Here is a 24938-nt window from a genome sequence, read left to right as displayed (position 1 = left end):
CCACAATGCAAAGAAAGCAGAAAAAACAAGGAATAATATATGAATCAGAAAGCATTAAAAACTTTAGAATATCATAAAATCATTGCACAGCTTGCGGAATACGCTTCCAGCGATTCAGGCAAGGCGCTGTGCCGGAATCTGGTCCCATCAACGGACTACCAGGAGATCGTGAGATCCCAGAGCGAGACGACCGATGCCGCCACAAGAGTGCGCCAGAAAGGCGGCATCTCTTTTGGAGGAGTGAAAGATATTCGGCCATCCATAAAACGTCTGGACGTTGGAAGCTCCCTGGGAATTGTGGAGATTCTTTCCATCAGCTCCCTTCTTACCGCCTCAGCCCGTGCGAAAGCCTACGGTCGTCATGAGGACTCTGAGCTGCCGGACGACTCACTGGAAGAATTCTTCCGGATGCTGGAACCCTTAACCCCGGTCAACACGGAAATCAAACGATGCATCCTCTCCGAAGAGGAGGTCAGCGATGACGCCAGCCCGGGACTTCATCATGTAAGGCGCTCCATGCGTTCTATTAATGATAAGATCCATACCCAGTTAAACTCCATATTAAACTCCAACCGGACTTATCTGCAGGACGCGGTGATCACCATGAGGGATGGACGCTACTGTCTCCCGGTGAAATCCGAGCATAAATCCCAGGTGTCAGGCATGGTTCACGACCAGTCCTCCACCGGTTCCACACTCTTTATCGAACCGATGGCTATCGTGAAGCTTAATAATGATTTAAGGGCCCTGGAAATCCAGGAACAGAAAGAAATCGAAATGATCCTGGCCGATTTAAGCAACCAGCTGGCTCCCTATCTTGAGGAGCTGGAAACGAATTTTGAGATTCTGACCAGGCTGGATTTTATTTTTGCAAAAGCAGCCTTATCCAAACATTACAATGCAAGCGAACCGGAATTTAACACACAGAGGATCATAAACATTAAGGATGGACGCCATCCCCTTCTTGACCCAGCCAAGGTGGTCCCCATCAGCATCCATCTGGGCCGGGACTTTGATCTGTTAATCGTAACCGGACCAAATACCGGAGGAAAAACAGTTTCCTTAAAGACAGTGGGATTATTTACCCTCATGGGACAGTCCGGCCTTCATATACCGGCATTTGACGGTTCCCAGCTGGCGGTGTTTGATGAAGTGTTCGCAGATATCGGAGATGAACAGAGTATTGAGCAGAGCTTAAGTACTTTTTCCGCCCATATGACCAACATTGTCCAGATCCTGGGCCAGGCAGACAGCAATTCTCTCTGCCTGTTTGATGAGCTTGGAGCTGGAACCGATCCAACGGAAGGAGCAGCCCTTGCCATCTCCATCCTGTCATTTCTCCATAATATGAAATGCCGCACCATGGCTACCACCCATTACAGTGAGTTAAAGGTATTCGCCCTCACAACCCCAGGCGTGGAAAATGCCTGCTGTGAGTTTAACGTAGAGACTCTCAGGCCAACCTACCGCATTTTAATCGGCGTGCCAGGTAAGAGTAACGCCTTTGCCATTTCCAAAAAGCTGGGACTTCCGGATTATATCATTGAAGATGCAAAAAACAACCTTGGGACAAAGGATGAAACCTTCGAAGACCTTTTGACCCATCTGGAACAAAACCGCGTCACCATTGAAAAGGAACGGATCCAGATCGCCTCCTATAAGCAGGAGGTAGAACAGTTAAAAGCCCGGCTGACCCAGAAGGAAGAACGGCTTGACGAACGCCGGGATCAGATGATACGGGCAGCCAAAGAGGAAGCACAGAAGATCCTCCGGGATGCCAAGGATACGGCAGACCAGACCATACGGAATATTAACAAGCTGGCCGCAGACTCCGGCGTAAGTAAGGAGCTGGAAGAACAGCGGAGCAAGTTAAGAAGCAAGCTTCAGGATGTGGATTCTTCCCTTTCCCTGAAAAACGAAAAAAAGCAGCCAGGAAAGAAGATCGATCCTAAAAAGCTGAAGCTTGGAGACGGTGTAAAGGTCTTAAGCATGAACTTAAACGGGACTGTAAACTCTCTTCCCAATGCAAAAGGCGATCTGTATGTACAGATGGGAATTCTCCGTTCATTGGTCAACCTTTCGGACTTGGAGCTTCTCCACGAGGAGTCTGTCTCCACTCCCGCCTCCGGCGGTTCCAGGAAATCAGGAAGCGGAAGCAGTTCTACACGTATGTCCAAATCCTTTACCATCTCTCCGGAGATTAACTTAATCGGAATGACAACGGATGAAGCCATTCCCCAACTGGACAAATACCTAGACGATGCCTATCTGGCCCACCTTCCCCAGGTGCGTGTGGTACATGGCCGCGGAACGGGAGCTTTAAAAAATGCGGTGCACAAGCACTTAAAGAAGTTAAAGTATGTGAAGGAATTCCGGCTTGGCGCTTTTGGCGAAGGGGATTCCGGCGTAACCATTGTTTCATTTAAATAAAATACTTCGTTGCAGCCGTCAAATGGATATGCGGGTATATTCTCCTGGCTCGCTGTCTTTGTGTGAATCATTTGAGAAAGGGGGCCATTATGGCAGAAAAACAGCGGATATTAATTGTAGACGATGACAGCAACATCGCGGAATTAATTTCCCTCTATTTGTTAAAAGAATGCTATGAAACAGAAATCGTAGGCGACGGAGAGGAGGCACTCCGGGTATTTCCTGAGTTCCGTCCCCACCTTGTGCTTTTAGACCTGATGCTTCCCGGTATGGACGGCTACCAGGTCTGCCGGGAGATGCGTTCCTCCTCCCAGGTCCCCATCATCATGCTGTCCGCCAAGGGAGAAGTCTTTGACAAGGTTCTGGGCCTGGAGCTGGGCGCTGACGACTATATGATCAAACCCTTTGATTCCAAGGAACTGGTGGCTCGTGTAAAGGCCGTATTAAGACGTTACCAGACGACTCCTGTCCCTGCCGCTCTCCATACGGACCATCAGGGCGATTATGTGGAATATCCGGATCTCATTGTCAACCTGACGAATTATTCCGTTATCTATATGGGGCATTCCATCGAGATGCCGCCCAAGGAACTGGAGCTTCTTTATTTCCTGGCAGCCTCACCAAACCAGGTGTTTACAAGAGAGCAGCTTTTGGACCACATCTGGGGATACGAATACATCGGTGATACCAGAACCGTAGATGTCCATATCAAACGGCTCCGTGAAAAAATCAAGGATCACACAGGCTGGGCCCTGACAACGGTTTGGGGGATCGGTTATAAATTCGAAGTTAAGAGGTAAGGCGGTTATTCGCCCACTGACCATTACAATCCAAAAAGAGATGGTTTTTAAAAGAAAAGGACAGCTACTCGCTGTCCTTTTCCTCGTAAACGTCTCTGTTTTCTTTATATCTCAGTGTGTTCGGTCCCAGAAAATGCCCTGTTCCCCAGTGGTTGTTGAAAGTATTTACTTCCTCCGCCACGTCTTCTTCATATTCCTCAAATTCGTCATATTCCTTGTTCTTCTTCATGTTTATCACCTCTGTGATAGTATGGACGATTAGTCAAAAAATTAATCAATTACTATCTTAGATACAAGAAAACGATTACAAAAATCACATATGGAGAAAATAAGAAGTGACTTAATTACAGAAAAGATGTATACTAAATTTGATTACGTTTAGGTGATATCAATCATTTCTGGATGTAAATATTTATAAGATGGAGTGGTATTATGAAGCAATCGAAAAACAGTCAAATAAGAAAATTGTTCCTCTCTGATATGCATAAATACGGCATCCATTTGGAATGCTTTGATTTTGAGGTGAAACGCTAAATGACACATTCTCTCTATTATAAATTCGTCCTGGGCTACCTGCTGTTCGGCCTCCTGGGATTTGTTACCATTGCTACCTTTTCTTCTGAAATCACAGACCAATATCTTCTTGGCCGCCGTTCCGAAGCCCTGTATGACGAAGCCAATCAGATCGCTTCCTCCTATAGCGGCATGTACCAGGGAAAGGACATGAAGCTGACCTCCTCCTATCCGGAGCTGGTGAAAGAAGGCAATTATCTTCATGCACAGATTTGGATCGTAGACCGGCAGGGTAAGGTGGTATCCGACAGTGCACAGTCCGACAAGCAGGGACAGGTCATCGAAAACTTTGACCCTACCTCAATGGGCAACAAGTCCTACACCATCGGCGATTACTATCATCAATTCTCCTATGAAGTCTTAAGCGTCCATGCGCCCATTACAGGGAACTATAACACGTATGGCTATGTTATAATTCACCTGCCTCTGTCCTATTTGAAAATGGAGAGGGACGGGATCTTAAACATCGTTTATGTCACATCAGCGGTAGTGTTTGGCCTCTCCCTGATTATCCTCCTTGTTTTTACCAGGAATGTTTATTTTCCTCTTAAAAAAATCACGGCAGGAGCAAACGAATACGCACAGGGAAACTTAGCCCACCACATTGAGGTAAATACAAGGGATGAAATGGGCTATCTGGCCGCTACGCTTAACTATATGTCCACCGAACTAGGGAAGATGGAGGAATATCAGAAAACCTTTATCGCCAACGTTTCCCATGACTTCCGCTCTCCATTAACCTCCATTAAGGGATATCTGGAAGCCATCCTTGACGGAACCATACCGCCGGAGATGCATGAGAAATATTTAAACAGGGTCATTTCAGAAACAGAACGGTTAAACAAGCTGACCCAGGGAATGCTGACCCTTAATTCCCTGGACTGCAAGGGATATTTAAACCGCGCCAGCTTTGACATCAACCGGGTCATCAAGGATACGGCTGCTTCTTTTGAAGGAACCTGCAGTGATAAAAACATCACCTTTGATCTGACCTTTTCTGAAAGCATTCAGATGGTTTATGCGGACCTTGGGAAGATACAGCAGGTACTCTATAATCTGATAGACAACGCCATAAAATTCAGCCATGCAGATTCCACCATCTACATTCAGGCTTCCGTAAAGTATGAGAAGATCTTTGTATCCATTAAGGATACGGGAATCGGCATTCCAAAGGAAAGTTTAAAAAAGATCTGGGATCGGTTCTATAAATCGGACTTATCCAGAGGAAAAGATAAGAAGGGCACCGGACTTGGTCTTGCCATTGTCAGGGAGATCATCCAGTCCCACGGAGAAAATATTGATGTGGTCAGTACGGAAGGGGTCGGATCGGAGTTCATCTTCAGCCTGCCGAAGGCCGGAGCTCCATAGCATCGGGAATTGATTCGTACAAAGAAGTAATCTCCAGCAATAGGAAAAATTGCAGATAATACGAACTCACAGTTAAAATCGTACAAGACAACTAATGTACTAACTCTTTTTTCTTAATCTCGATCATGATCTTTGAAATTACAAGCACCCCTATTAAAAAATAGAGGTGCTTGTTTCGACCCAATAACTCAAGCGGCGAATATTACTTTCCGTTGGTGCTGTCTCCAAAAAATTCCTGCCATTTATCAGTGCGCTCGTCGATGACGGCCTGAGCACCGCTTGCCAGGTAATCAGCAAAACCGCTGTCAAATATAGCATCAAATTTATCCACAGAGGCTGAAACAGCCTGATCTAAGAAAGCATCCCGTTTTACCCTAAGAGATTCCTCTATACCGGATTCCGCCTCTATATCTCCCAGATTATAGTGCTTAGGAAAGAAGCCGTCAGTCATTGAAGCGTAATAAGCTTTTGTGATTATATCAGAGGAAACCGTATCATAACCCAAGGCCACTGTTTTTAGAGTTGTTTCCTCGTCTTTCATCTTCAGCCCGTTGATCGTAAGAGTATAGTCAGTGTTGTTTATGGAATTCATGATTTTCTCGCCGGTAACGGACAAGGTTTTGACCGCACCGTCGCCCTGTGTCTCACAGGTCACACCTTCCTCGCCAAACTGTAAAAATAAACGATTATCCATTTGGCTGATCCAGTCTAAGTAGAGTGCCGAAGCCACAGGTTCTTTGTTTGTAGCCGGGAAGAATATTTTTCTGTCAGTCCCTGCGGGGCTGTAGATGTATTTGCGTCTTGCACCCGTATCATCCTGAAAGGGGTCAATAGCGATCATTCCAGCCGCTTCATCTCCGGTGGCACGCCGTATGTTTGCCTGGATGGAATCTTCGCCGTTTCTGTAAGGGTAATCCCAGTTAGGACCAATGGAAGCGCCTACATAACCAGCTTTAATCATATTGTCCTCCGTGGGGTCTCCGGTGGGATAAATCGCGAAATCTTTCCATATCAGGCTATCGTTATACCATTTGTTCAACAGCCGGTAGCCCTCTTTAACATTGGGATAGGTCATCAGTCTGTCACTGGCAAAATTATTGATGTAATAATCCTTTTCGGTCATGGAAGTTGGTACAAAGGAGCCTACTAAGGGCTGAGCACGCCATCCGGCGTCAAAACTATAGGCAAGCGATACCAGCTTTGCTGCATCCGCTCCCAGCAGCATCTCGGCATTGTCCCTAAAAGCATACAGCATAGTCTCAAATTCTTCCAGAGATGCCGGTTCTTTCATGTTCAGCTTTTTGAGCCAATCCGCCCGGACAAAGGTGCATAAAGTCGCCTGATTGGCCCGCAGAGACTCTATTGCGTATATGGAGCCGGTTTTCGGGTCCTTATTATAATACAAATTTTCTTCACCCAAAAGTTCCCAAAGATTTGGTAAAACATCTTTGTAATCTTCAAGGATCGGCGCCATATCCACGACTGCACCCATAGCTGAGTAAGTGGAAACCACCGGATAGGAGTAGGATACACAGATGTCTGGAGCAGAACCACCTGCTAAAAGATTGTTGATCTGCTCTGTCTCCGTCCAGCGAGGTACGGGTATAAACTCTACCTCTATATTATGATCCCGCAGCATTCCTTCTTTGATATAATTGGTATAAAAATTATCCTCCGGTTTGGAACCGCCGTCATTGGCGCGGTCATAGACCTCCACGGTGATCTTTGTCGTCTCTTTCATGCGCACACCATCCAGTTCCTGGTGGATCCCTGCCTTGCCGCTGTCCATAGCTGCGGCAGTCTTCTGTGCCGGATCCGGTTCATTCCCAGACGTTTTCTCCCCTCCCTTGCTGCATGCGGTCAACGCAAAAGCCAATACAACTCCTGCTATCATTAAGCACTGTTTTTTCTTCATTTTGCTCCTCCTTTTTATAACGAAACAGCCCCCATAGCGGACTTTCCCCCCGGGCACGTTCACGCAAAATGCGGCTGCGCGCCAGGTCACCTTCCATTTATTCCTTAAGTCTTATTTTCGATATTCACTGGGAGAACAGCCAACCCTGCTTGTAAAAGTCCGCGAGAAATTTGAGTAATCGTTAAAGCCGGAAAGTTCACAAACCTCCATTAGAGAGTGGTTTTCACACAGATACCGCTTAGCCAAATCCACCTTCTTGCACAGGATATACTGCCCAATGGTAAGCCCTGTGATTTTCTTAAACTGCCGGTTTATATACGCAGAGTTAAAGCAAAGGCTGCTTGATATGTCGTCCAGCTTGATATGATCCGTCAAATTTTGCTCAACGTATTCGATAACTTTCTGCACCAGCGCAGGCATAGTGTTCTCAATTTTTTGCTTCCCCGCCATTAAGAACAGCCGATTTAACTGCACAAGAACTTGAAGCAGACAGGATTTAGCCAACAGCCTATGCCCGTAAGCAGTCCCTCCATTCAGGGCCATCTCCAGTTGTTTTGCGGCAAAGATGAAGCTTTGCCGCTCCTGGGTATTCAAATGCAGGACCTTTCCTGTCCCTTTAGCGTTTGAAAAGCAAGCAGTCAAATCCGTCTCAAAGTCCGAGAGCTCTCTTAGTATACCTGCGCTCACGTTCAGTGTCATTCTCTTGTATTTCACAGTATCTAAGAGGACGGCGCGGTGATATTCTCCCGGATTGATGAGCAATAGCTCACTCCCCATCAAGGGATAGCAATACTGCTCGATGTAATAATTAATCTCACCGTCTAAAAATAAATAGACCTCAAAGCCGTCGTGACTGTGGTAAGCCCGCTCCACAGCCACTATATCCTTAAAATCGCATTTGCAGTCTTCTTCAAACTTCTCATAAATCCTGTTCATAGGAAACTCCCCTTGCGTCACTTGATCTTTTCGGCATTCAGCTCCGCCAGTATACTTAATTCCGCCGCCTTAAAAGCATGTGCCTGCGTCATGGCGTTTTCGCTGCGGTTTACACAGTCTAAGATCAACTGTCCGAAAAACGGATATCCTACCTGCCCTTCTACCGCATAGTGAAATTCTCCCTCCTCATTGACCAAATAGACGTGATTTCCAACCTCATCATCCGTACCCACATTGACGAATTTTCGGATCTCAATATATCCCTTCGTACCGAGAATAAAGGTGCGGCCGTCTCCCCAGGTGCGCAGTCCGTCCGGCGTAAACCAGTCAACGCGAAAGTAATGAACAGCGCCGTTATCGGCCACCAGCATGGCATCGCCAAAATCTTCCAGCTCCGGATACTCCCGGTTGCCGTAATTGCCCACTTGGCTGCGGACCACTCTCGCATCCTTCGCCCCGGAAAAAAAGAGGAACTGTTCAATCTGGTGAGAGCCGATGTCACAAAGGATTCCGCCGTATTGGTCCTTTAAGAAAAACCAGTCCGGGCGGGAGGGGGCATTTAAACGATGGGGTCCCATTCCTATGACCTGGACCACCTCACCGACCGCACCCTGCTCAATGAGCTGTCCTGCGTACACCGCTGATTCCACATGCAGCCTCTCACTATAGTAGACCATATACTTTTTTCCGCTTTCCACCACAGCCCTTTTGGCGGCTTCCAACTGAGAAAGTGAGGTTAGAGGCGCTTTATCCGTAAAATAATCCTTCCCTGCAGCCAGTACCCGCAAGCCCAATTCGCAGCGTTTGGAAGTAATGGCCGCCCCGGCGATCAGCTTCACTTCAGGATCACAAAAGATTTCCTCCTCACTCCTTGCGGCTTTCGCCTGGGGGAATGCCGCCAAAAACACCTCTATCTTTTTTTCATCGGGATCGTATACCCATTTGAGGGTAGCTCCCGCCTCTGTCAGTCCGTTGCACATCCCGTAGATATGCCCATGGTCTAATGCAATCGCCGCTATGACAAACTCCCCCTCTTTTACTACGGGACTCGGTTTTCCTTTTGGTGCATAATTCATTCCATCCGCTTTATTTACACTCATTTTGACCTCCCCATGTCTCCTGTAGGAATAATATTAGTATAGGAAAAATTCTCAATACTGGCATTTTTTTCGTAAAAATGCGGTGCGTGCCTCATCAGTCCATTGGCGGTATAATATCCATCCTCTGGCGTAATGGGCATCATGACTGTTCGCTTTTCAAACCCTGCCTTGTACATGGCGGTAATCAGTTCCACCGTCCGTTTTCCGTCTTCACCACTAATCAGCGGCCGCGTTCCCTTTTCTAAAGCAGTAAGCACATCATCTATTTCTCCATCGTGCTCCTCGTAAACTAAGGGCTCTATCTTATCGTAATACTCATTCAATTCTTTTTCGAGAACAGCATTGCCCCCCGGTACGGGAAATCCGTTGTCCTGGGTAACATCGGCAACAATGCTCCAGGGTGCAGCGATCCTGGCTTTTTCACATTGAAGGACAATGCTCTGACCCTCGCCGTGGTGGACCACCGAAGCTGTAACCTCCGCCGCCGTACCATCAGCGTATTTGAATGCCGAAAATGAAAGATCTTCCACCTCGGAATTGTCGTGGGCCACATTGGCCAGCAAAGAGGTCACTTCTTCGGGCAATTCCCCTTTAATCCAGTTAAGTATGTCTATCTGGTGTACTGCGTGGTTCAGGGTAGGACCGCCGCCTTCTTTTTCCCAGGTCCCCCGCCACCACAGATCATAGTAGCAATGTCCACGATACCATAAGGAATCCGCATGGGCGGCCAGTATCTTTCCAGCCAGACCACTGTCCACGAGCTTTTTTAAGCGCCAGACAGGATTGCGGAAGCGGTTCTGAGAGATACAAGACAACACAACGCCATTTCTTTTTTCAGCCTCCAGCATCTCGTCACATTCTTTAAGACCGGGAGCCATGGGTTTTTCTACCAGCACATTTACTCCGGCATTCATAGCGTTTATGGCGATTTCGGCATGAGTCGAGGGCGGGGTACAGATATGTACCAGGTCAATTTTCAGCTCAGAAGAGAGCATTTTTATATGGTCGTCAAAAACCCGCGCCTCCTTCAATCCATATTTTTCTTTAGCGGATTCGGCTTTTTCGGGATAAATGTCACAAAGAGCGACGATTTTACACCTTTCAGGAAACAGCAAAAGCCCATGCAGATGTTTTCCTGAAATATTGCCCAGTCCTACTACAGCTATGTGAATCATATTTTCCTCCTTCTCTATGTATAAAGTATTGTATGGGAATTTTCGCCTATTCGCCGGAATCCGAGAGTGAATCCATCGTTCCCGCAGGCGAAACAGCACCTACAAGCACACAGGGGACAAGCTCCTGCTTAATTAACCCTTCACGCCTCCTAATGTGACACCGGCGATGAAGTATTTCTGCAAAAACGGATAGACCGCTAAGATTGGTACCATGGCGATCATCACAGTGGCAGCCTTCACAGACTCAGAGACCCCTGGCACCGTGAACCCTTCTGAGACCGCTTCTATTGATGACACATTTTTCAGCAGATTGTATAAGAGAAGCTGAATGGGAAACAGATCCCGGCGGCGGGTGATAAACATCAGGGCATCGGAGAATCCATTCCAGCGGCCCACGGCGTAAAAAAGGGCCAGCGTCGCCATGACCGGTTTGGACAGCGGCAGGTATACATACCATAGCGTGCGCAGCACTCCGCACCCCTCTATCTGCGCCGCCTCCCGTAAGCTCTCAGGAATTTCATAGAAAAAGCTCTTCATAATAATAACATTAAAGACACTCAGGCAGTTCGGAAGTATTAATACCAACGGATTTTCCAACAGGCCGATATCTTTTAAAAGCAGATAGTTCGGAATGGTCCCAGCGTTGAAGTACATCGTGAAAATAATCAGAGCATTTAAAACCTTGCGCCCTTTTAAGTCCTTGTAGACAAAAGGATAAGCGCAAAAGATTGTCATACACATACTCACAAAGGTGCAGACAATGGTCAAGATTGCTGTAAAGCACAGAGACCAGATGTATTTTGAGTCGCCCAGGACCTTGACGTATGCATCAAAATTCAGCCCTTTCGGCAGCAGCAGCACTTCTTTTCTGATAAGCGCCTCAGGAGAACTGATCGAACGCGCCGCCACATGGATAATCGGAAGCAGGCAGATGATAATAATCAGGCCGCAGACAGCGGCGATAAGATAATCAATAAATTTTGTTTTTTGGCTTTTTACCATGATTTATTTACTTCCTTTCGTTTCTCTTTACCATACCCCTTGCTCACCGAATTTTTCAGCCAGAGAGTTAGAAACCAGCAGGAAGATGACACAGATCACAGACTGGAAGAGTCCCACGGCAGTGGTTAGGGAAAACTGTGAACCGCGTATGCCGTTGGTATAAACAAAGGTGGCGATTACATTGTCCACACTTGTCACCAGATTGTTCCCCAAGGCGTAGGGACGGTCAAACTCGCTACCTAAGATACGGCCTAAATTCATGATCAACAGTACAATAATGGTTGGTTTTATGCTGGGCAGCGTAATGTGCCAGATCCGCGTTAATCGGTTCGCACCGTCGATAGACGCCGCTTCATACAGTTCAGGATTAACACCGGTGATGGCCGCCAGATAAATGATTGTATTCCAGCCTACGCTCTGCCAGATCCCCAATATCACGTACATAACCACCCAATGGGCAGGATCATCCAGGAAATGGACCGGCTGGCCTCCTGCGGCGGTGATGATATTATTTACCAGACCGTCAGTAGGAGCGAAGAGTTGAAGTGCTATGCCGGAAATAATAATCCATGACAGAAAATGCGGCATGTAAACCACGGTCTGCGTCAGGCGCTTGAATTTCTTAAAAGCCAGCTCATTTAGCAAAAGTGCCAGGATAATCGGCGCCGGAAATCCGCAAAGCAAATCCAGGAAGTTCAAGAGCAGTGTGTTGCGCACCGCATAAAAGAAATCCCGATTGGCAAATGCCTTGATAAAGTATTCAAAGCCGCCTTGTTTCGCGTTTTCCATCTCCCATACACTTTGCATAATGTTATACTTTTTGAAAGCGATCTGGATGTAAGTCATAGGTATGTATTTAAAAACGATAAAATATGTAATCGGCAATAACAACAATAAGTAAAGCCCCCAGTACCTTTTTAAATACAGGTACATTTTCCCCGATCTTACAACTCTTTCCTTAGTCATAACAACCTCCTTCTCATGTATTTTTATGTGTTTTGCAAAACTTGCGGAGTAACCGCCACTATATCTCTCCATCACCATAATATAGTGTTTTTCCTGGTGCAAATGAATATATGGTAATATCTTACATACAAACTCCATTTACCCAGAAACCTTTATGTAAATTATATATAAACTTTATTTCTTTATCTATTCTTATCCATACTTGGATATTGCGAAAAGTGACTTTTTGCTTTCCATTTTCATCTTCTTGATATTTCTAAATCATTAAGCTTGTACTCTTCATAATCCGCTCACACATTAAATCGCGATAGTATTTACTGTAGTCGGGATAGGAAAACTCTGTTTTAAAAAGACTCGTAACCAGGCCGACCCCGCCCGATTTCGAGTCTTTTAAATAATGAAAATATTGAATCATCAAGGTACCTGGGGGCCAATCCACTGCAGATGATTTTAATGAACCAAACCTTTCCCTTGACGAATTTCGTCGAATCGCAATTGAAAAAAGTGATAGAGGAATCACCATGATCAAGGACTTCTTGTTTGCTTACAAATGGTGCATAAAAAAATACCGATACATTTTTCCTCTAGACAGACAAGAAAAACTGTACCGGTATTTTTTTATTCCTTCCACTGAAGGTGATGAAGTTCACCCGTCATGGTCATACGTTCGAATCCGTTCTGTCTCAACGCCTCATAAAGCACGATCGATACAGAGTTGGATAGATTTAAAGACCTGATATCACCCCACATAGGGATTCTGACACACTGTTCCTGATTCTCCAACAGGACCTCTTCCGGAATCCCGGCGCTTTCCTTTCCAAACATGAGAAAGCAGTCGGGTTCATACTCCACATCGGAATAGACATGAAGCCCCTTTGTGGTAGCCATGTAGATCTTCGCTCCAGGGTTTCGGTTCAGAAAATCCTGATAATCGCTGTATACCTTTACATCAAGCTTGTCCCAGTAATCCAGCCCGGCCCGTTTAATCAGTTTGTCATTCAGTTTAAAGCCCAGAGGCTCGATCAGATGCAGCTTCGTCCCTGTGGCCACACAGGTTCGGCCGATATTTCCGGTGTTGGCCGGCATCTCTGGTTCCAATAATACAATATTCATACCTCTTACGCCTTTCCATCCAGTTTCTTGACAAATCGGTCCATGCGGCTTAAGGCCTCCTTAAGATTCTTAAGAGCGTATGCATAGGAAATACGAAGATATCCTTCTCCACAATCTCCGAAAGCCGTACCCGGTACTACCGCAACCTTTTCTTCCCGAAGGAGCCTGGTAGCAAATTCATCAGAAGTCATTCCAAACCGCCTGACTGATGGGAAGGTATAAAATGCACCATGAGGCTCAAAACACTCCATTCCCATTTCTTTAAACGCGTGGATCAGATAACGGCGCCTCTGGTCATAGGATTCCCTCATCATCTGAACGTCCTTATCTCCGTCACGCAGAGCCGCCACTGCGGCATACTGGCTGGTAGTCGGCGCACACATAATGGCAAACTGATGGATCTTTAACATCTGCTCCAGTATCACTCTCGGAGCCGCGGCATAGCCAAGGCGCCAGCCGGTCATGGCATAGGACTTTGAAAAGCCGTTGATGAGTACGGTCCGATCCCTCATTCCGGGAAAAGAAGCAATGGTAGTATGGTCGCTTCCATAGGTAAGCTCCGCATAAATCTCATCTGAAATCACAAACAGATCCTTCTCTATGACGATTTTAGCGATCTCCTCCAGCTCCTCCGCCTTCATAACCGCTCCTGTAGGGTTATTGGGGAATGGAAGCACCAGTACCTTGGTCTTTGGGGTGATCTTCTCCAGCAGCTTTTCACTTGTCAGCTTAAACTGATCCTTTGCTTCCAGGTCAATGATGGCCGGAACGCCATTTGCCAGAATAGTGCAGGGAACGTAGGAAACGTAGCTGGGCTGAGGGATTAAAACTTCATCCCCGGGATTTAACATGGCGCGGAGGGCAATATCAATGGCCTCACTGCCGCCCACCGTCACTATTACTTCGTGGTCGGGATCATATGTAACCGCGAAGCGCCTGCTTAAGTAGCTGCATATCTCCTGCTTTAATTCTTTTAGACCAGCATTGGAGGTATAAAACGTACGGCCTTTTTCCAGGGAATAAATCCCCTCCTCCCGGATATGCCAGGGCGTGTCAAAATCAGGTTCCCCCACTCCAAGGGAAATAGCATCCTTCATTTCACTTACTATATCAAAAAACTTACGGATTCCCGAAGGCTGGATCTCTACGATCCGATCTGATAATGGATTTCTCACGGCGTAATCAACATCCTTTCATCGGTTGTCCCTTCGGCAAGAACGGTTCCATGATCTTTGTATTTCTTTAAGACAAAATGGGTCGCCGTGCTTAGTACCGATTCCATGGGAGACAGCTTTTCCGATACAAATTGTGCTACCTGCCTCATGGTCTTCCCTTCTATGAAAACCGTAAAGTCAAAAGCGCCGGACATGAGATAAACGGCATTTACCTCACTGTACTGATAAATGCGCTCCGCGATCTTATCAAAACCCATGCCTCTCTGGGGAGTGACCTTAACTTCAATCAGAGCCATAACTTTTTCGTCGCTGGTATTATCCCAGTTAATCAGGGTGTGGTAGCCGCATATGATATGCTCTTTTTCCATTTCAGCGATTTCATTGGCAATGGCGGCCTCATTTTCCCCTAAAAGAATCGCCAGATCCTTTAAATCGATCCTGCTGTTTTTTTCAATAATTGCCAATATTTTTTCTCTCATATCCTGCCTCCTGATTTCCTTATTCATTGTCCATGTATTTTGGACATAGAGGTATGCCCGCAGGGCGTTCCTTATTATTTGTCCACGCTTTCTGGACATAAAACCTTATAAAGTTCATCCTCTGTGGGCCGGTCAAGATAACCGACGCTCTCCCCGTGGTCAATGATCCGTTTGATGCCTCCAGTTACTTTCCCGATCACAGCTGCATGGATTCCCTGCTCTTTTAAAGCATGTACCAGATCCCCTCCGTTATCAGCCGAAAAAAGCAGGCAGCCTGCCGAGAAAAGGCGGTACGGGTTTAAATCGTACCGCTCACAAATTTCGATGGTTTCCTGTTTCACCGGAATCCTGAGAAGGGAAAACCGGATCCCCGTCATATAAGCGCCGGATAAATCCCAAAGAGCCTTTAAGACTCCGCCCTCACCTGCCGGTTCACATTCAGATGCACCGAATTCCTTCCACTTTTCAAAATCTCCTTCCAGTTCCATGTTCCCGGATTCCAAGATCCGGTCTACATAGTCTCTGGAAAACCATTGATATAATTCTTCCTGTTTATTTCTTACGGTTTCCACCGTTCCGGACAGCCCGGCATATCCTGCAATAACAAGATCCTGCCCAGGCCTTACGGTTCCGGTATTCTCCCTTTCGATCCGTCTCATATGCTTACCTGCCAGCGCTTACGGTCCTGCCTCTAACGAGGCATCTTCCGGTATCTGGGGTCCTTCCTGTACTGCGCTTCCGGTATCTGCAGGAACTGTCTCCTCCGGGGTCACAACCGGCGGCGTTTCCACAGGAATTGCAGGAGTTTCAGCCGGTACAGCAACCGCAGGAGCGGCCGGCCCGACCTTTATAATGGCCTTTGATGGATTATAGGTATCCGTATGAAGGATCTCCCGGCTCTGTTCAACACCATCTACATATACAACCTTCCACAGCCTGGACTTCATTCCCTTATGAGCAGACTGGACCTGGCTTCTGCTTCCAGGAGGCATGGCCGGATCCACGATTTCCTTTGGCGCACCAGGATCCGTTACGCTCAAGGTCTCAGAAACAAAATCAAAGGTCCTGTTTGCAGGTCTGGTTTCTTTCCCATAGATGGTAAAGGTAAGGGTCTTTCCGGAAGTATAGCCCTCAACAAAAATAGGCGTGCTGTAATTGTTGGTAAATTTAATATCCTTATACGTACCGGCTATGGCTGCATCTTCAGAGGGTTTCACATAGCCAACTATCATGGAGTGGTTCTGCCTCTGGGCAACTTCCAGCTCTGCCCTGAGCACGGCATTGTAAAGGGTGGTAGCGATCTGGCAGACTCCTCCGCCAATGCTGTCTACAACCTGGCCGTTCTCATAGGCTGATGCTGTTGCATAGCCGTTTGCTACGGTAAAGGGATGCATGCACTCATAACCAGACAGAGTTTCCCCCGGCATCAGTACGTGGCCGTTGATCTTGCCCGCGCCTACTTCCAGATTCTTGGATCTGGAAGCACCGCTGGAAGAGAAGCTGGTGGAAAAGGTTCCAAGCACATCTTTTATGGTTATCAAATCATCCGTGGTAATTGCAGGATTTACCTCTACAACCACTGCAGTGGCTGTTACCGGCTCCTTAAGCCCATTGGCAAGAGCAGCATCTAAAGCCTGCTTTGTAGCCGCCACATCAACGGTTTTTCCAATGGCAGAAGGAGTTACGACAAATACCCCCTTATCACGGGTAATGGACGCATTCTTTGGCTCCATTACTCCCTGTGCACACTTTTCTGCCACAAATGACGCCACACTTCCATCATCAAGAGCTGTTTCCAGAGGGATGATCACATGGTTTTGCTCAATATCCTTCTTATTCAGATACCGTTTGATCAAGTTGCCTCCCTGCCAGGAAGATGCGGCCTGGGACACAGCCTCCGGGTTGCTCCAATGGAAGCCAAGATCTTTTGCAATGGTTTCCACCGGCTGTCCGTCAACGATCAATGTTATCTTTTGGTTTTCCATTTCATTCACCAGGTCCTGTATCTTTTGGCTGGCTTCTTCTTCTGTCATACCTCCCAGATTATATTCTCCCACATATATTCCATCTGGAAGAGTATCAGCCATGGCATATGCGGGAGAAAGAAATCCAATTCCCGCCGCAATTACGATCGCTGCCAGGCTCATGGACAAAGTTTTCTTTTTCATAATCATTCCTCATGCTCTGCTGTGCCTGTACGCTGCCAATACACCCCCACAATTACTTATAGAAACTGAAGCATCATAGGAAGCACCATAGCAGCAATCAGTAAAATAACTACTAGGATCAAAACTACTGATAAAAATTTTCTGTTGTTTTTATTATTGAAGTTAATCATATCGTATCACCTCTCTTATATTCTTCCATACTGTGCTATGATTTTATCCGTGATTCTTGATATTTCATTTCTGGACAAATATTCTGTTTGCACAGATAAAACTATTTTATGATATTTTAATAAATCCTGCAAGTGTTCTTTTTGCCTTTTTGAGGCCGGCTGATCTTTTTTTACCTTATAAATCAAAGCCTGAGAGCCAAAGGCTTCCGGCGATTCCTTCTCATACCACTCTGCCAATTCCTGATAAAGCTTTTGGGCTGCCATTGCATCTGCAAGCGCACGGTGGCTTAAGGTTTGAACGATCCCAAAATATCCGCAGGCTGCTGTTAGATTTTTTTTCTCATCAGGGGGCATAAACCTTCTTGCAAGCTTTAGCGTGTCGATTCCCCGACGTTCAAAGTCATAGCCCTCATTGATTGCCGCACGCTTTAAAAAACTGTAATCAAATATTACGTGATGTCCCAGAATCGGCAAGTCTCCTGCAAAATCCAAGAATCCGCCAATCACCTCTGCGATTCCCCGGGAAGCCTCTAACTGGCGGTTGGTAATGCCGGTGAGCATGCCTACCTTAGGCTCCAGCTTCCTGTAAGGATTAACAAAGGTTTCGTAGCTCTCTGTAACCTGCCCCTCTATAACCTTCACCGCTCCGATTTCAATGATCTTATCCTGCTTTGGGTCAAGACCGGTAGTTTCCAAATCTACGGCAATATAGGATGATACCACATTAAGCCTCCCTCTTCTGACTTGGTTCCAGTCCGGCGCTGGGACAAAGCTTTTCCAAAAAGCACTGGCTGCACTTAGGATTTCTTGCAATACAAATGGATCTGCCAAGAGTAATGATCTGAATATTCCATAAGATCCAGTGCTCTTTTGGAAGTACCTTCATCAGCTCATACTCAATTTTCTCCGGATCCTCTTCCTTTGCAAAGCCCAGCTTTCTGGAGATCCGCTTTACGTGGGTATCCACTACAATGCTTGGCTCATGGTAGATGTTTCCCCGGATAACATTGGCTGTTTTACGCCCCACTCCTGCAAGAGAGGTCAGTTCCTCCATTGTCCGCGGAACCTCGCCTCCGAATTTTTCCACCAGGTCCTGACAGCAGGATATGATGTTTTTCGCTTTCATATGATAAAAACCAAGAGAATGGATATCTTTCTCCAATTCCTTTAAATCCGCCTGTGCAAATTTCTTAGGGGAATCATACTTCTTAAATAAGTCCGGTGTCACCATGTTCACCCTGGCATCGGTGCACTGGGCGCTTAAAATGACCGCTATTAAAAGCTGCCATGGATTTTCGTGGTTTAAATAGCATATATATGACGTTCCATATTCCCGGTCAAGGGCCTCAAGCACTTTTAATACCCTGGCCTGACGTTCCGCTTTTGTCTCTCTCTTTGCCATTATTTCCTCCATACACCGATTTCATAAGCCGCTGCATTATGAGACAGGATATCCCGTTTTTTGTAATCAAAAAGAACTGCCCTTCCGTCCCGGAATACCTCCACATGAGCCATCTTAATAAGCTGTCTGGCCTCATAACCGCCGTAACCTTCCTTCAAATACCGGAAAGCTGCTGCCTCTGCCTCAAAAAATGCCCTTACCTGGTCCTTATATGGCTCCTGGTCTGCCGCAAAAACAGGCCGGCTCTTTAAATTTTCCCTCAGGTAAAGATCATACACCAGAAGATCCCGGTACAGGGAACGTTTTTCCGGTACCAGGCTGTAAATGAACCCTTCCAGGATCTCATACCGGGCCATTCGGTTATGGCTGATTCTTAAGTACCCCTGTTTATCATAATATTCAGCCAATGCCTCAAACATATCAAAAGGCGTTTCAAACTCTTTAAGAAGTTCATTTAAGGTGGTCCGGAACTGTCCGCTGTTTCCATAGACCTCCAGCATTTCCTCTAAAGCTTTCAGCTTCAAAATCCCGCCGTAGTCAATCCATCTGGTTGACAGCACCTCGTAGGGCGCCTTCTGTTTAAACTCGACCCCGTATTCTCCTGCCTTTTCCCACAGATAGGAACCTTTTAACACCTTTAAAAATCCCAGCTGAAGCTGCTCCGGCTTCATCTCGTATACCTCATTAAAGGAATTACGAAAGCTTTGGTAATCTTCTCCCGGAAGCCCGGCGATCAGGTCAAGATGCTGATGGATATTTCCAAAGCTGTTAATTTTGTCAACCCTTTCTTTTAAACGCTTCAAATCCATGGTCCTGCGGATTTCCTTAATGGTTGTCCGGTTGGTGCTCTGGACTCCGATCTCAAGCTGGATCAGTCCCGGCCTCATGCGGGACATAAGCTCTAACTCCTCCTCGTTTAAAAGATCCGCGGAAATCTCAAAATGAAAATTGGTCACCCCGTTATCATGTTCTATGATATGGCGCCAGATCTCCATGGTATGCTTTCTGCTGCAGTTAAAGGTCCGGTCCACAAATTTTACCTGGGGAACCCGTTTTTCAAGGAACACATTAAGCTCCTTTAAAACCAGGGAACTATCGCGCAGCCTCACGGACTTATCCAGAGAAGAGAGGCAGTAACTGCAGGAAAAAGGACAGCCGCGGCTGCTTTCATAATAAATGATACGATTCTCAAAATCCTTTAGATCTTTATAGAAGAAGGGAATTAAGTTCATGTCCACCGCTGTCTTTCGCGGATTCACTGCCACATTTCCTGCCTCATCTCTTACGGCAGTACCATCTATAGCCTGAAAAGAGGAACTCCTTTCATTAAGGTTTCCCCTGCACTTCTCCAGATAGCATCGCACCACTTCAGAAAAGGTTTCCTCCCCCTCTCCCATCATGACTCCATAAACCGATTGTTCCCGGCAAAGGATTTCAGGGGCGTCATAAGAAACCTCGGGACCTCCCAGCCAGATCTCCACATGAGGGAGAACCTTCGGAAGGTCCCGGATCAGCTCTAATACATAGGAAAAGTTCCAGATGTAACAGGAAAACCCAATGGCATCTGGTTTCCTTAAGAAAATATCCTTTAAGATTTCATCGGGCTGATTGTTAATGGTGTATTCTAACGTTTCAATCTGAAACCTTCCATCCTCCAGTTCCGGTTCTCTTACATGGGCTTTCGCATAGGCCTTTAAGCTGTAAATTGCGGGATTGGAATGAATATATTTGGCGTTAAGCGCCACCAGCAAAAATTTCATCTCAAACCTCGATCTCTATCTTTCTTCCGGTAGGCTGATACTGGTAATACCGGACCCCCGCCGCATTGAGCATCCGCTTGGAAGCATTGACTGCAGGAGTACCGTCATACTTGTCCGAACCATAAACGATGGTTTTTATTCCGGCCTGTATGATGGCCTTGGCACATTCGTTGCAGGGAAACAGGGTAACATAAAGCTTGCTGCCTTCTAAGCTTCCCCCTCTGTAGTTAAGGATAGCATTTAATTCACTGTGGGTGGAATAGAAATATTTGGCATTGTAAGGATCCGCCTGCTCATCTTCCTTGTCCCACGGAAATTCATCATCCGAGCAGCCCATGGGAAAACCATTGTAACCCATGGATAAAATCTTATTATCCCGGCTTACGATACAGGCCCCCACCTGGGTGCTGGGATCCTTGGAACGCCTTGCGGAAAGAGCCGCTACTCCCATAAAATATTCATCCCATGTAATATAATCTTCTCTTTTTCCCGCCATTTGTTTTCCTCCTTCTTGCCCTTGCTTTATGGGCAGGGCCCACCCCGCTTCATCAGGTGTACAGGGATACCCTAAGGGTATTTCCTCCTCTGAATTGGAAAAGCGGATATCCGCAATCCGCTTTTCTCCTTAATCATGTACACAGTCTGATTTACAGCCTGCATTTAAAATATGGTATCCTGCCGCCTTGGTCAGCCGGTTCATAATCGCCTGTCCCAAATGGTTTCTGGAGAAGCTTTCGGAAAAAATAAAATCCGCTTCCAGATCATCAAATTCCCTCAGCACTCCGTAAAGGTTATGGGCAATGGTCTCCTCCCTGGCACGTAATCCCATACTTTGTACCATTCCCTCAGGATATCTCTCTTTCGTTTCCTCGGTACAGATAATTCCAACACGGAACCCCTTGGAAAGCTTTTCTTCTGCCAGCCGGTTTATGGTCCGTATTACATCCTCTGTTTCGCCCTCTACCAGAGTTAATTCTGCTTTAGGCGCATAATGCTTATATTTCATTCCAGGGGCCTTTGGCCTCACATCCGATTTCATAGGCCCTGAGACAATGGCAGGGTCAAGAGGGACCTCTTGTCCAAGAACAGAAAAAGCCATTTCCTGTGTAATGGCTCCCGGCCTTAATATCACAGGCTCGTCCCCTGATACATCGATGATCGTGGATTCCACTCCGATCCCTACGGCTCCTCCGTCTACGATCATATCAATCTTTCCATTCATATCCTGCCATACATGATCAGCCGTAGTGGGGCTTGGCCGTCCGGAGGTATTGGCACTTGGCGCTGCCACCGGCACCCCGGCCAAACGAATGAGAGCATTGGCTACGGGATCGGCAGGCATGCGCACTGCCACCGTATCAAGTCCCCCGGTAGTCCCATAGGGAACCAGTTCGCTTTTCGGAAAAATCAGAGTCAAAGGCCCCGGCCAAAACGCTTCCATCAGCCGTCTTCCTGCTTCGGGTATGACAGTTACCAGGGGAGGCAGATCATCAAAATCTGCGATATGGGCGATCAGCGGGTTATCCGAGGGCCTGCCCTTTGCCGCATAAATTTTCCCCGCTGCCTCTTCGTTAAAAGCATTGGCTCCAAGACCGTATACGGTTTCCGTTGGAAACGCCACCAGACCGCCGTTTCTTAATATTTCCGCAGGCTTCTTTAACAGATCTTCCTCCGGCTGCTCTTTATCTTCTATTATAATTCGTTCTGTCTTCATATTACTTTGCTCTTTTCTTTTAATAACTTCCATTTATCATATCACAGGCCCAGTTTCCATGCAACTTTTTTGCTTCCTGTCAAAAGCATTCCTTCCTGTTACTCAGGATAAAACAATGGTTGCACGATTTTCATATTAATGATACCATAATAAAAACATTTTATTTGGGAGGAATACCACATGGAAATCATCATACCGGAAAACTATGACCCCAAGCTCTCCGTACGGGAGACTCAGGAGGCCATTAAATACATTAGAGATACGTTTCAAAAAGAGCTTGGTAAGGAAATGAATCTGGAACGAATCTCAGCCCCCCTGTTTGTAGAGCGCAGCAGCGGATTAAACGATGATTTAAACGGCGTGGAGCGCCCGGTACGGTTTGATATCGCCGGCATTCCGGACGAAACCGTTGAAGTTGTTCACTCCCTTGCCAAATGGAAGCGCATGGCCCTTCATGAATACGGCTTTCTGCCCGGGGAAGGCCTTTATACCAACATGAACGCCATCCGGAGAGATGAGGACTTAGACAACCTCCACTCCTGTTATGTAGACCAATGGGACTGGGAAAAGGTTATTACCAGAGAAGATCGGAATGAAGAAACCTTAAAGGAAACCGTCCGAACCATCTTTAAGATCATCAAGCACATGCAGCACGAGGTCTGGTACAAATACCCCCATGCTGTGAAGCATCTGCCAGAGGACATCACCTTTATCACTTCCCAGGAGCTGGAGGACCGTTACCCGGACAAAACCCCAAAGGAACGGGAAAACTTAATCACAAAGGAATACGGCTGCGTCTTTCTCATGAAGATCGGGGACAAGCTTGGGAGCGGAAAGCCCCATGACGGAAGAGCACCTGACTATGATGACTGGCAGTTAAACGGGGACATCCTGTTCTGGTTTGAGAATTTAAACTGCGCCCTGGAAATCTCCAGCATGGGCATCCGGGTGGATGAAAAATCCCTGGCAAGCCAGTTGGAAAAAGCCGGCTGCGAAGACAGGAAAAACCTGCCTTACCATAAAATGCTTTTAAATGGAGAACTGCCCTATACCATCGGAGGCGGTATCGGACAATCCCGTCTCTGCATGCTTCTTCTGGACAGGGCCCATGTGGGAGAAGTTCAGGCCAGCATCTGGCCAAAGGAAATGCGGGAAGAATGCAGAAAGCATAACATCATTCTGCTGTAGGCCGACCGGATAAATAAAAAGGGGTGTTGTTCCATTGCAATTGATCGCGATGGAACAACACCCCTTTTCTATGTAAATTATATCAGAGTTGATGGACAGTTCTCTTTAACAGGGCGTTTTCAGCTTGAAGGTCTGTACCATTCCCTTCAGCGCTTCCGCCTGCTTATACAGCTCAGCCGTTGCGGCGGTGCTTTCCTCAGACGCTGCCGAATTTGCCTGCACCGCATTGGATACCTGGCTGATTTCATCATTAATGCGGGCGATACCGGAAGCTTGCTCTGACGATGCACCGGCAATTTTTTCCGCCAACCCGGCGACCTGCTCTATCCCACCTACAATTTTGTTAAAAGCGTCTGCAGTGGTCTTTGCGATCTTCATTCCATGCTCGGCCCTCTGAATGGAGTTTTCAATCATGTCTGCGGTTTCCTTTGCGGCTTTTGCCGAACGGGCCGCCAGACTCCGCACCTCATCCGCCACAACCGCAAAACCTTTTCCGTACTGGCCTGCCCTTGCGGCCTCTACCGAAGCGTTTAATGACAGTAAGTTTGTCTGGAAGGCAATATCCTCGATCGCCTTAATTACGTTTGAGATATTTGACGAGGATAGGTTGATCTCATCCATGGCTTTCAGCATATCCTCCATGTGCCTGTTGCCATCCACGGCTCCGTGTCTGACGTCATTTGCACATGTCATAGCCATGGCTGCATGATCTGTACTTAAGCCGATCCGGTTTTTCACCTCCGTTACAGCTGCTGCCAGCTCCTGAAGGGATCCAGCCTGATGGCCCGCCCCTTCCGACAGGCGTATGCTTGCTTCGGATATTTGGCCGGCCCCGCTTAAAACCTGTCCCGATGTATCGCATATTTGAGACAGAATGTGGTTGTTTTTCTCTACGATGCTGCTTAACGCAATGCCGAGGACATCCTTTTCCGAATTAACTTTCACATCGACAGTCAGATCTCCGCGGGCGATTGCTTCGGCTGTCTGAGCCTGTCTCCTGGTGTTTTCCACCATCGCCTTGAAGGATTCCATCAATTCTCCCACTTCGTCCTTTGTGAGGACCCGCACGTTTGCGCTTGCATCTCCCATAGATAGCTGCCGTGCAATATTGTTGAGAATTTTAAGAGGGCGCACAATGCTTCTGTTTAAGACCCTGCATATTATGATACTTGCAACAGCAGATAGAATGGCAAGCAGAAGTATTGCGGCCGAGGAAAGCGCAAAAACTCCCGTTGAAACACTGTTTGCAGAATGTGATCTGAAAATGGTGAAAAGGCTTATCAAAGATATTAAAACTGTTATGGCGTTCACTATGCCGAATCCTATTGCCAGCCTTCTGCTAAGAGCAATTGAATTCTGTCTTTCCTGTTTATCCCGTATTTCCATATGAGCCGCACCCCTTAATTTGTTTTTATACTTATTGTTTATATCGGCAGTTTCCGGCATAATTTTAGTAAAATTACGATATTTATCTATATAAATTTATCTATATAAAAAATATGAA

General features: G+C 46.7%; 23 protein-coding genes. 5 read left to right on the top strand and 18 right to left on the bottom strand.

All coding sequences use genetic code 11. The annotated features are described in order from the left end of the window. Window positions 1-39: 39 nt before the first annotated feature. Complete coding sequence (locus RT269_RS05805; RefSeq protein ID WP_313181183.1) at window positions 40-2430, top strand: endonuclease MutS2; 2391 nt, start codon at window positions 40-42, stop codon at window positions 2428-2430. An 89-nt stretch (window positions 2431-2519) separates the two neighbouring features. Then, the gene (locus RT269_RS05800; protein WP_313181182.1) at window positions 2520-3230 is read left to right on the top strand and encodes a response regulator transcription factor; all 711 of its coding nucleotides are present in this window, start codon (window positions 2520-2522) and stop codon (window positions 3228-3230) included. Window positions 3231-3294: 64 nt separating this feature from the next. Here RT269_RS05800 and RT269_RS05795 read toward each other — a convergent pair whose 3' ends face one another. After that, window positions 3295-3459 carry a hypothetical protein gene (locus RT269_RS05795; RefSeq protein ID WP_313181181.1) on the bottom strand — a complete coding sequence of 55 codons (165 nt, stop codon included), beginning with the start codon at window positions 3457-3459 and terminating at the stop codon, window positions 3295-3297. A gap of 305 nt (window positions 3460-3764) precedes the next feature. On the opposite strand from RT269_RS05795, the gene RT269_RS05790 reads away from it, so the two are divergent. After that, window positions 3765-5171: a HAMP domain-containing sensor histidine kinase gene (locus RT269_RS05790; protein ID WP_313181178.1), complete on the top strand. Its 1407-nt coding sequence runs from the start codon at window positions 3765-3767 to the stop codon at window positions 5169-5171. Between the two features lie 202 nt (window positions 5172-5373). Here the strand turns inward: RT269_RS05790 and RT269_RS05785 are convergent, their stop codons facing one another. From RT269_RS05785 to RT269_RS05710, 16 genes are all read right to left on the bottom strand, one after another. Further along, on the bottom strand, window positions 5374-7086 hold the full coding sequence (locus RT269_RS05785; RefSeq protein ID WP_313181177.1) for an extracellular solute-binding protein: 1713 nt from the start codon (window positions 7084-7086) through the stop codon (window positions 5374-5376). A 111-nt stretch (window positions 7087-7197) separates the two neighbouring features. Continuing rightward, window positions 7198-8022 carry an AraC family transcriptional regulator gene (locus RT269_RS05780; protein ID WP_313181176.1) on the bottom strand — a complete coding sequence of 275 codons (825 nt, stop codon included), beginning with the start codon at window positions 8020-8022 and terminating at the stop codon, window positions 7198-7200. A 17-nt stretch (window positions 8023-8039) separates the two neighbouring features. Continuing rightward, window positions 8040-9122, bottom strand: a complete 1083-nt coding sequence (locus RT269_RS05775; RefSeq protein ID WP_313181174.1) for a Gfo/Idh/MocA family protein — start codon at window positions 9120-9122, stop codon at window positions 8040-8042. Further along, window positions 9119-10297 carry a Gfo/Idh/MocA family protein gene (locus tag RT269_RS05770; RefSeq protein ID WP_313181172.1) on the bottom strand — a complete coding sequence of 393 codons (1179 nt, stop codon included), beginning with the start codon at window positions 10295-10297 and terminating at the stop codon, window positions 9119-9121. Before RT269_RS05770 ends, RT269_RS05775 begins: the two co-directional genes overlap by 4 nt. 132 nt (window positions 10298-10429) lie before the next feature. Next, the gene (locus tag RT269_RS05765) at window positions 10430-11299 is read right to left on the bottom strand and encodes a carbohydrate ABC transporter permease (protein ID WP_313181170.1); all 870 of its coding nucleotides are present in this window, start codon (window positions 11297-11299) and stop codon (window positions 10430-10432) included. A 27-nt stretch (window positions 11300-11326) separates the two neighbouring features. After that, window positions 11327-12265 (bottom strand): ABC transporter permease, encoded by a 939-nt coding sequence (locus RT269_RS05760; RefSeq protein WP_313181169.1) that lies wholly within the window; start codon window positions 12263-12265, stop codon window positions 11327-11329. Between the two features lie 618 nt (window positions 12266-12883). Then, window positions 12884-13378: a tRNA (uridine(34)/cytosine(34)/5-carboxymethylaminomethyluridine(34)-2'-O)-methyltransferase TrmL gene (gene trmL, locus RT269_RS05755; RefSeq protein WP_313181168.1), complete on the bottom strand. Its 495-nt coding sequence runs from the start codon at window positions 13376-13378 to the stop codon at window positions 12884-12886. Between the two features lie 5 nt (window positions 13379-13383). Continuing rightward, window positions 13384-14553 carry an aminotransferase class I/II-fold pyridoxal phosphate-dependent enzyme gene (locus RT269_RS05750; protein ID WP_313181166.1) on the bottom strand — a complete coding sequence of 390 codons (1170 nt, stop codon included), beginning with the start codon at window positions 14551-14553 and terminating at the stop codon, window positions 13384-13386. Beyond that, complete coding sequence (locus tag RT269_RS05745) at window positions 14550-15032, bottom strand: Lrp/AsnC family transcriptional regulator (protein WP_025231079.1); 483 nt, start codon at window positions 15030-15032, stop codon at window positions 14550-14552. Before RT269_RS05745 ends, RT269_RS05750 begins: the two co-directional genes overlap by 4 nt. A 74-nt stretch (window positions 15033-15106) precedes the next feature. Beyond that, window positions 15107-15691, bottom strand: coding sequence for an AIR synthase-related protein (locus RT269_RS05740; protein WP_313181165.1), 585 nt, complete (start codon window positions 15689-15691; stop codon window positions 15107-15109). Between the two features lie 18 nt (window positions 15692-15709). Then, window positions 15710-17200 carry a VanW family protein gene (locus RT269_RS05735; RefSeq protein WP_313181164.1) on the bottom strand — a complete coding sequence of 497 codons (1491 nt, stop codon included), beginning with the start codon at window positions 17198-17200 and terminating at the stop codon, window positions 15710-15712. A 185-nt stretch (window positions 17201-17385) separates the two neighbouring features. Continuing rightward, complete coding sequence (locus RT269_RS05730; RefSeq protein WP_313181162.1) at window positions 17386-18093, bottom strand: 3'-5' exonuclease; 708 nt, start codon at window positions 18091-18093, stop codon at window positions 17386-17388. Between the two features lies 1 nt (window position 18094). Next, entirely contained in the window at window positions 18095-18772 is a 678-nt protein-coding gene (nth, locus tag RT269_RS05725; RefSeq protein ID WP_313181160.1) for an endonuclease III, read from the bottom strand. Continuing rightward, complete coding sequence (locus RT269_RS05720; RefSeq protein ID WP_313181159.1) at window positions 18772-20532, bottom strand: B12-binding domain-containing radical SAM protein; 1761 nt, start codon at window positions 20530-20532, stop codon at window positions 18772-18774. Before RT269_RS05720 ends, nth begins: the two co-directional genes overlap by 1 nt. A 1-nt stretch (window position 20533) precedes the next feature. Then, the gene (locus RT269_RS05715) at window positions 20534-21028 is read right to left on the bottom strand and encodes a deoxycytidylate deaminase (RefSeq protein WP_313181157.1); all 495 of its coding nucleotides are present in this window, start codon (window positions 21026-21028) and stop codon (window positions 20534-20536) included. Window positions 21029-21157: 129 nt separating this feature from the next. Then, complete coding sequence (locus tag RT269_RS05710; protein WP_313181155.1) at window positions 21158-22246, bottom strand: L-threonylcarbamoyladenylate synthase; 1089 nt, start codon at window positions 22244-22246, stop codon at window positions 21158-21160. A gap of 180 nt (window positions 22247-22426) precedes the next feature. Here RT269_RS05710 and asnA point away from each other — a divergent pair, with 180 nt between their 5' ends. Beyond that, window positions 22427-23434: an aspartate--ammonia ligase gene (gene asnA / locus RT269_RS05705; RefSeq protein WP_313181153.1), complete on the top strand. Its 1008-nt coding sequence runs from the start codon at window positions 22427-22429 to the stop codon at window positions 23432-23434. A gap of 105 nt (window positions 23435-23539) precedes the next feature. On the opposite strand, the gene RT269_RS05700 is transcribed toward asnA, so the two are convergent. Then, window positions 23540-24523, bottom strand: coding sequence for a methyl-accepting chemotaxis protein (locus tag RT269_RS05700; RefSeq protein ID WP_331664085.1), 984 nt, complete (start codon window positions 24521-24523; stop codon window positions 23540-23542). A gap of 46 nt (window positions 24524-24569) precedes the next feature. Between RT269_RS05700 and RT269_RS05695 the strand changes: the two genes are divergently transcribed. After that, complete coding sequence (locus tag RT269_RS05695) at window positions 24570-24824, top strand: hypothetical protein (RefSeq protein ID WP_313181221.1); 255 nt, start codon at window positions 24570-24572, stop codon at window positions 24822-24824. Window positions 24825-24938 lie beyond the last annotated feature (114 nt).

It is taken from the genome of Lacrimispora sp. (assembly GCF_032078915.1).
In the GTDB taxonomy this organism is placed as follows: domain Bacteria; phylum Bacillota; class Clostridia; order Lachnospirales; family Lachnospiraceae; genus Lacrimispora.
This window is presented reverse-complemented; position numbering and strand designations above follow the sequence as displayed.

Coding starts and splice junctions, on each gene's coding strand:
- RT269_RS05805 (WP_313181183.1), top strand. CDS start 40: ATGAATCAGAAAGCATTAAAAACTTTAGAATATCATAAAATCATTGCA.
- RT269_RS05800 (WP_313181182.1), top strand. CDS start 2,520: ATGGCAGAAAAACAGCGGATATTAATTGTAGACGATGACAGCAACATC.
- RT269_RS05795 (WP_313181181.1), bottom strand. CDS start 3,459: ATGAAGAAGAACAAGGAATATGACGAATTTGAGGAATATGAAGAAGAC.
- RT269_RS05790 (WP_313181178.1), top strand. CDS start 3,765: ATGACACATTCTCTCTATTATAAATTCGTCCTGGGCTACCTGCTGTTC.
- RT269_RS05785 (WP_313181177.1), bottom strand. CDS start 7,086: ATGAAGAAAAAACAGTGCTTAATGATAGCAGGAGTTGTATTGGCTTTT.
- RT269_RS05780 (WP_313181176.1), bottom strand. CDS start 8,022: ATGAACAGGATTTATGAGAAGTTTGAAGAAGACTGCAAATGCGATTTT.
- RT269_RS05775 (WP_313181174.1), bottom strand. CDS start 9,122: ATGAGTGTAAATAAAGCGGATGGAATGAATTATGCACCAAAAGGAAAA.
- RT269_RS05770 (WP_313181172.1), bottom strand. CDS start 10,297: ATGATTCACATAGCTGTAGTAGGACTGGGCAATATTTCAGGAAAACAT.
- RT269_RS05765 (WP_313181170.1), bottom strand. CDS start 11,299: ATGGTAAAAAGCCAAAAAACAAAATTTATTGATTATCTTATCGCCGCT.
- RT269_RS05760 (WP_313181169.1), bottom strand. CDS start 12,265: ATGACTAAGGAAAGAGTTGTAAGATCGGGGAAAATGTACCTGTATTTA.
- trmL (WP_313181168.1), bottom strand. CDS start 13,378: ATGAATATTGTATTATTGGAACCAGAGATGCCGGCCAACACCGGAAAT.
- RT269_RS05745 (WP_025231079.1), bottom strand. CDS start 15,032: ATGAGAGAAAAAATATTGGCAATTATTGAAAAAAACAGCAGGATCGAT.
- RT269_RS05740 (WP_313181165.1), bottom strand. CDS start 15,691: ATGAGACGGATCGAAAGGGAGAATACCGGAACCGTAAGGCCTGGGCAG.
- RT269_RS05735 (WP_313181164.1), bottom strand. CDS start 17,200: ATGAAAAAGAAAACTTTGTCCATGAGCCTGGCAGCGATCGTAATTGCG.
- nth (WP_313181160.1), bottom strand. CDS start 18,772: ATGGCAAAGAGAGAGACAAAAGCGGAACGTCAGGCCAGGGTATTAAAA.
- RT269_RS05720 (WP_313181159.1), bottom strand. CDS start 20,532: ATGAAATTTTTGCTGGTGGCGCTTAACGCCAAATATATTCATTCCAAT.
- RT269_RS05715 (WP_313181157.1), bottom strand. CDS start 21,028: ATGGCGGGAAAAAGAGAAGATTATATTACATGGGATGAATATTTTATG.
- RT269_RS05710 (WP_313181155.1), bottom strand. CDS start 22,246: ATGAAGACAGAACGAATTATAATAGAAGATAAAGAGCAGCCGGAGGAA.
- asnA (WP_313181153.1), top strand. CDS start 22,427: ATGGAAATCATCATACCGGAAAACTATGACCCCAAGCTCTCCGTACGG.
- RT269_RS05700 (WP_331664085.1), bottom strand. CDS start 24,523: ATGGGAGATGCAAGCGCAAACGTGCGGGTCCTCACAAAGGACGAAGTG.
- RT269_RS05695 (WP_313181221.1), top strand. CDS start 24,570: ATGCTTCTGTTTAAGACCCTGCATATTATGATACTTGCAACAGCAGAT.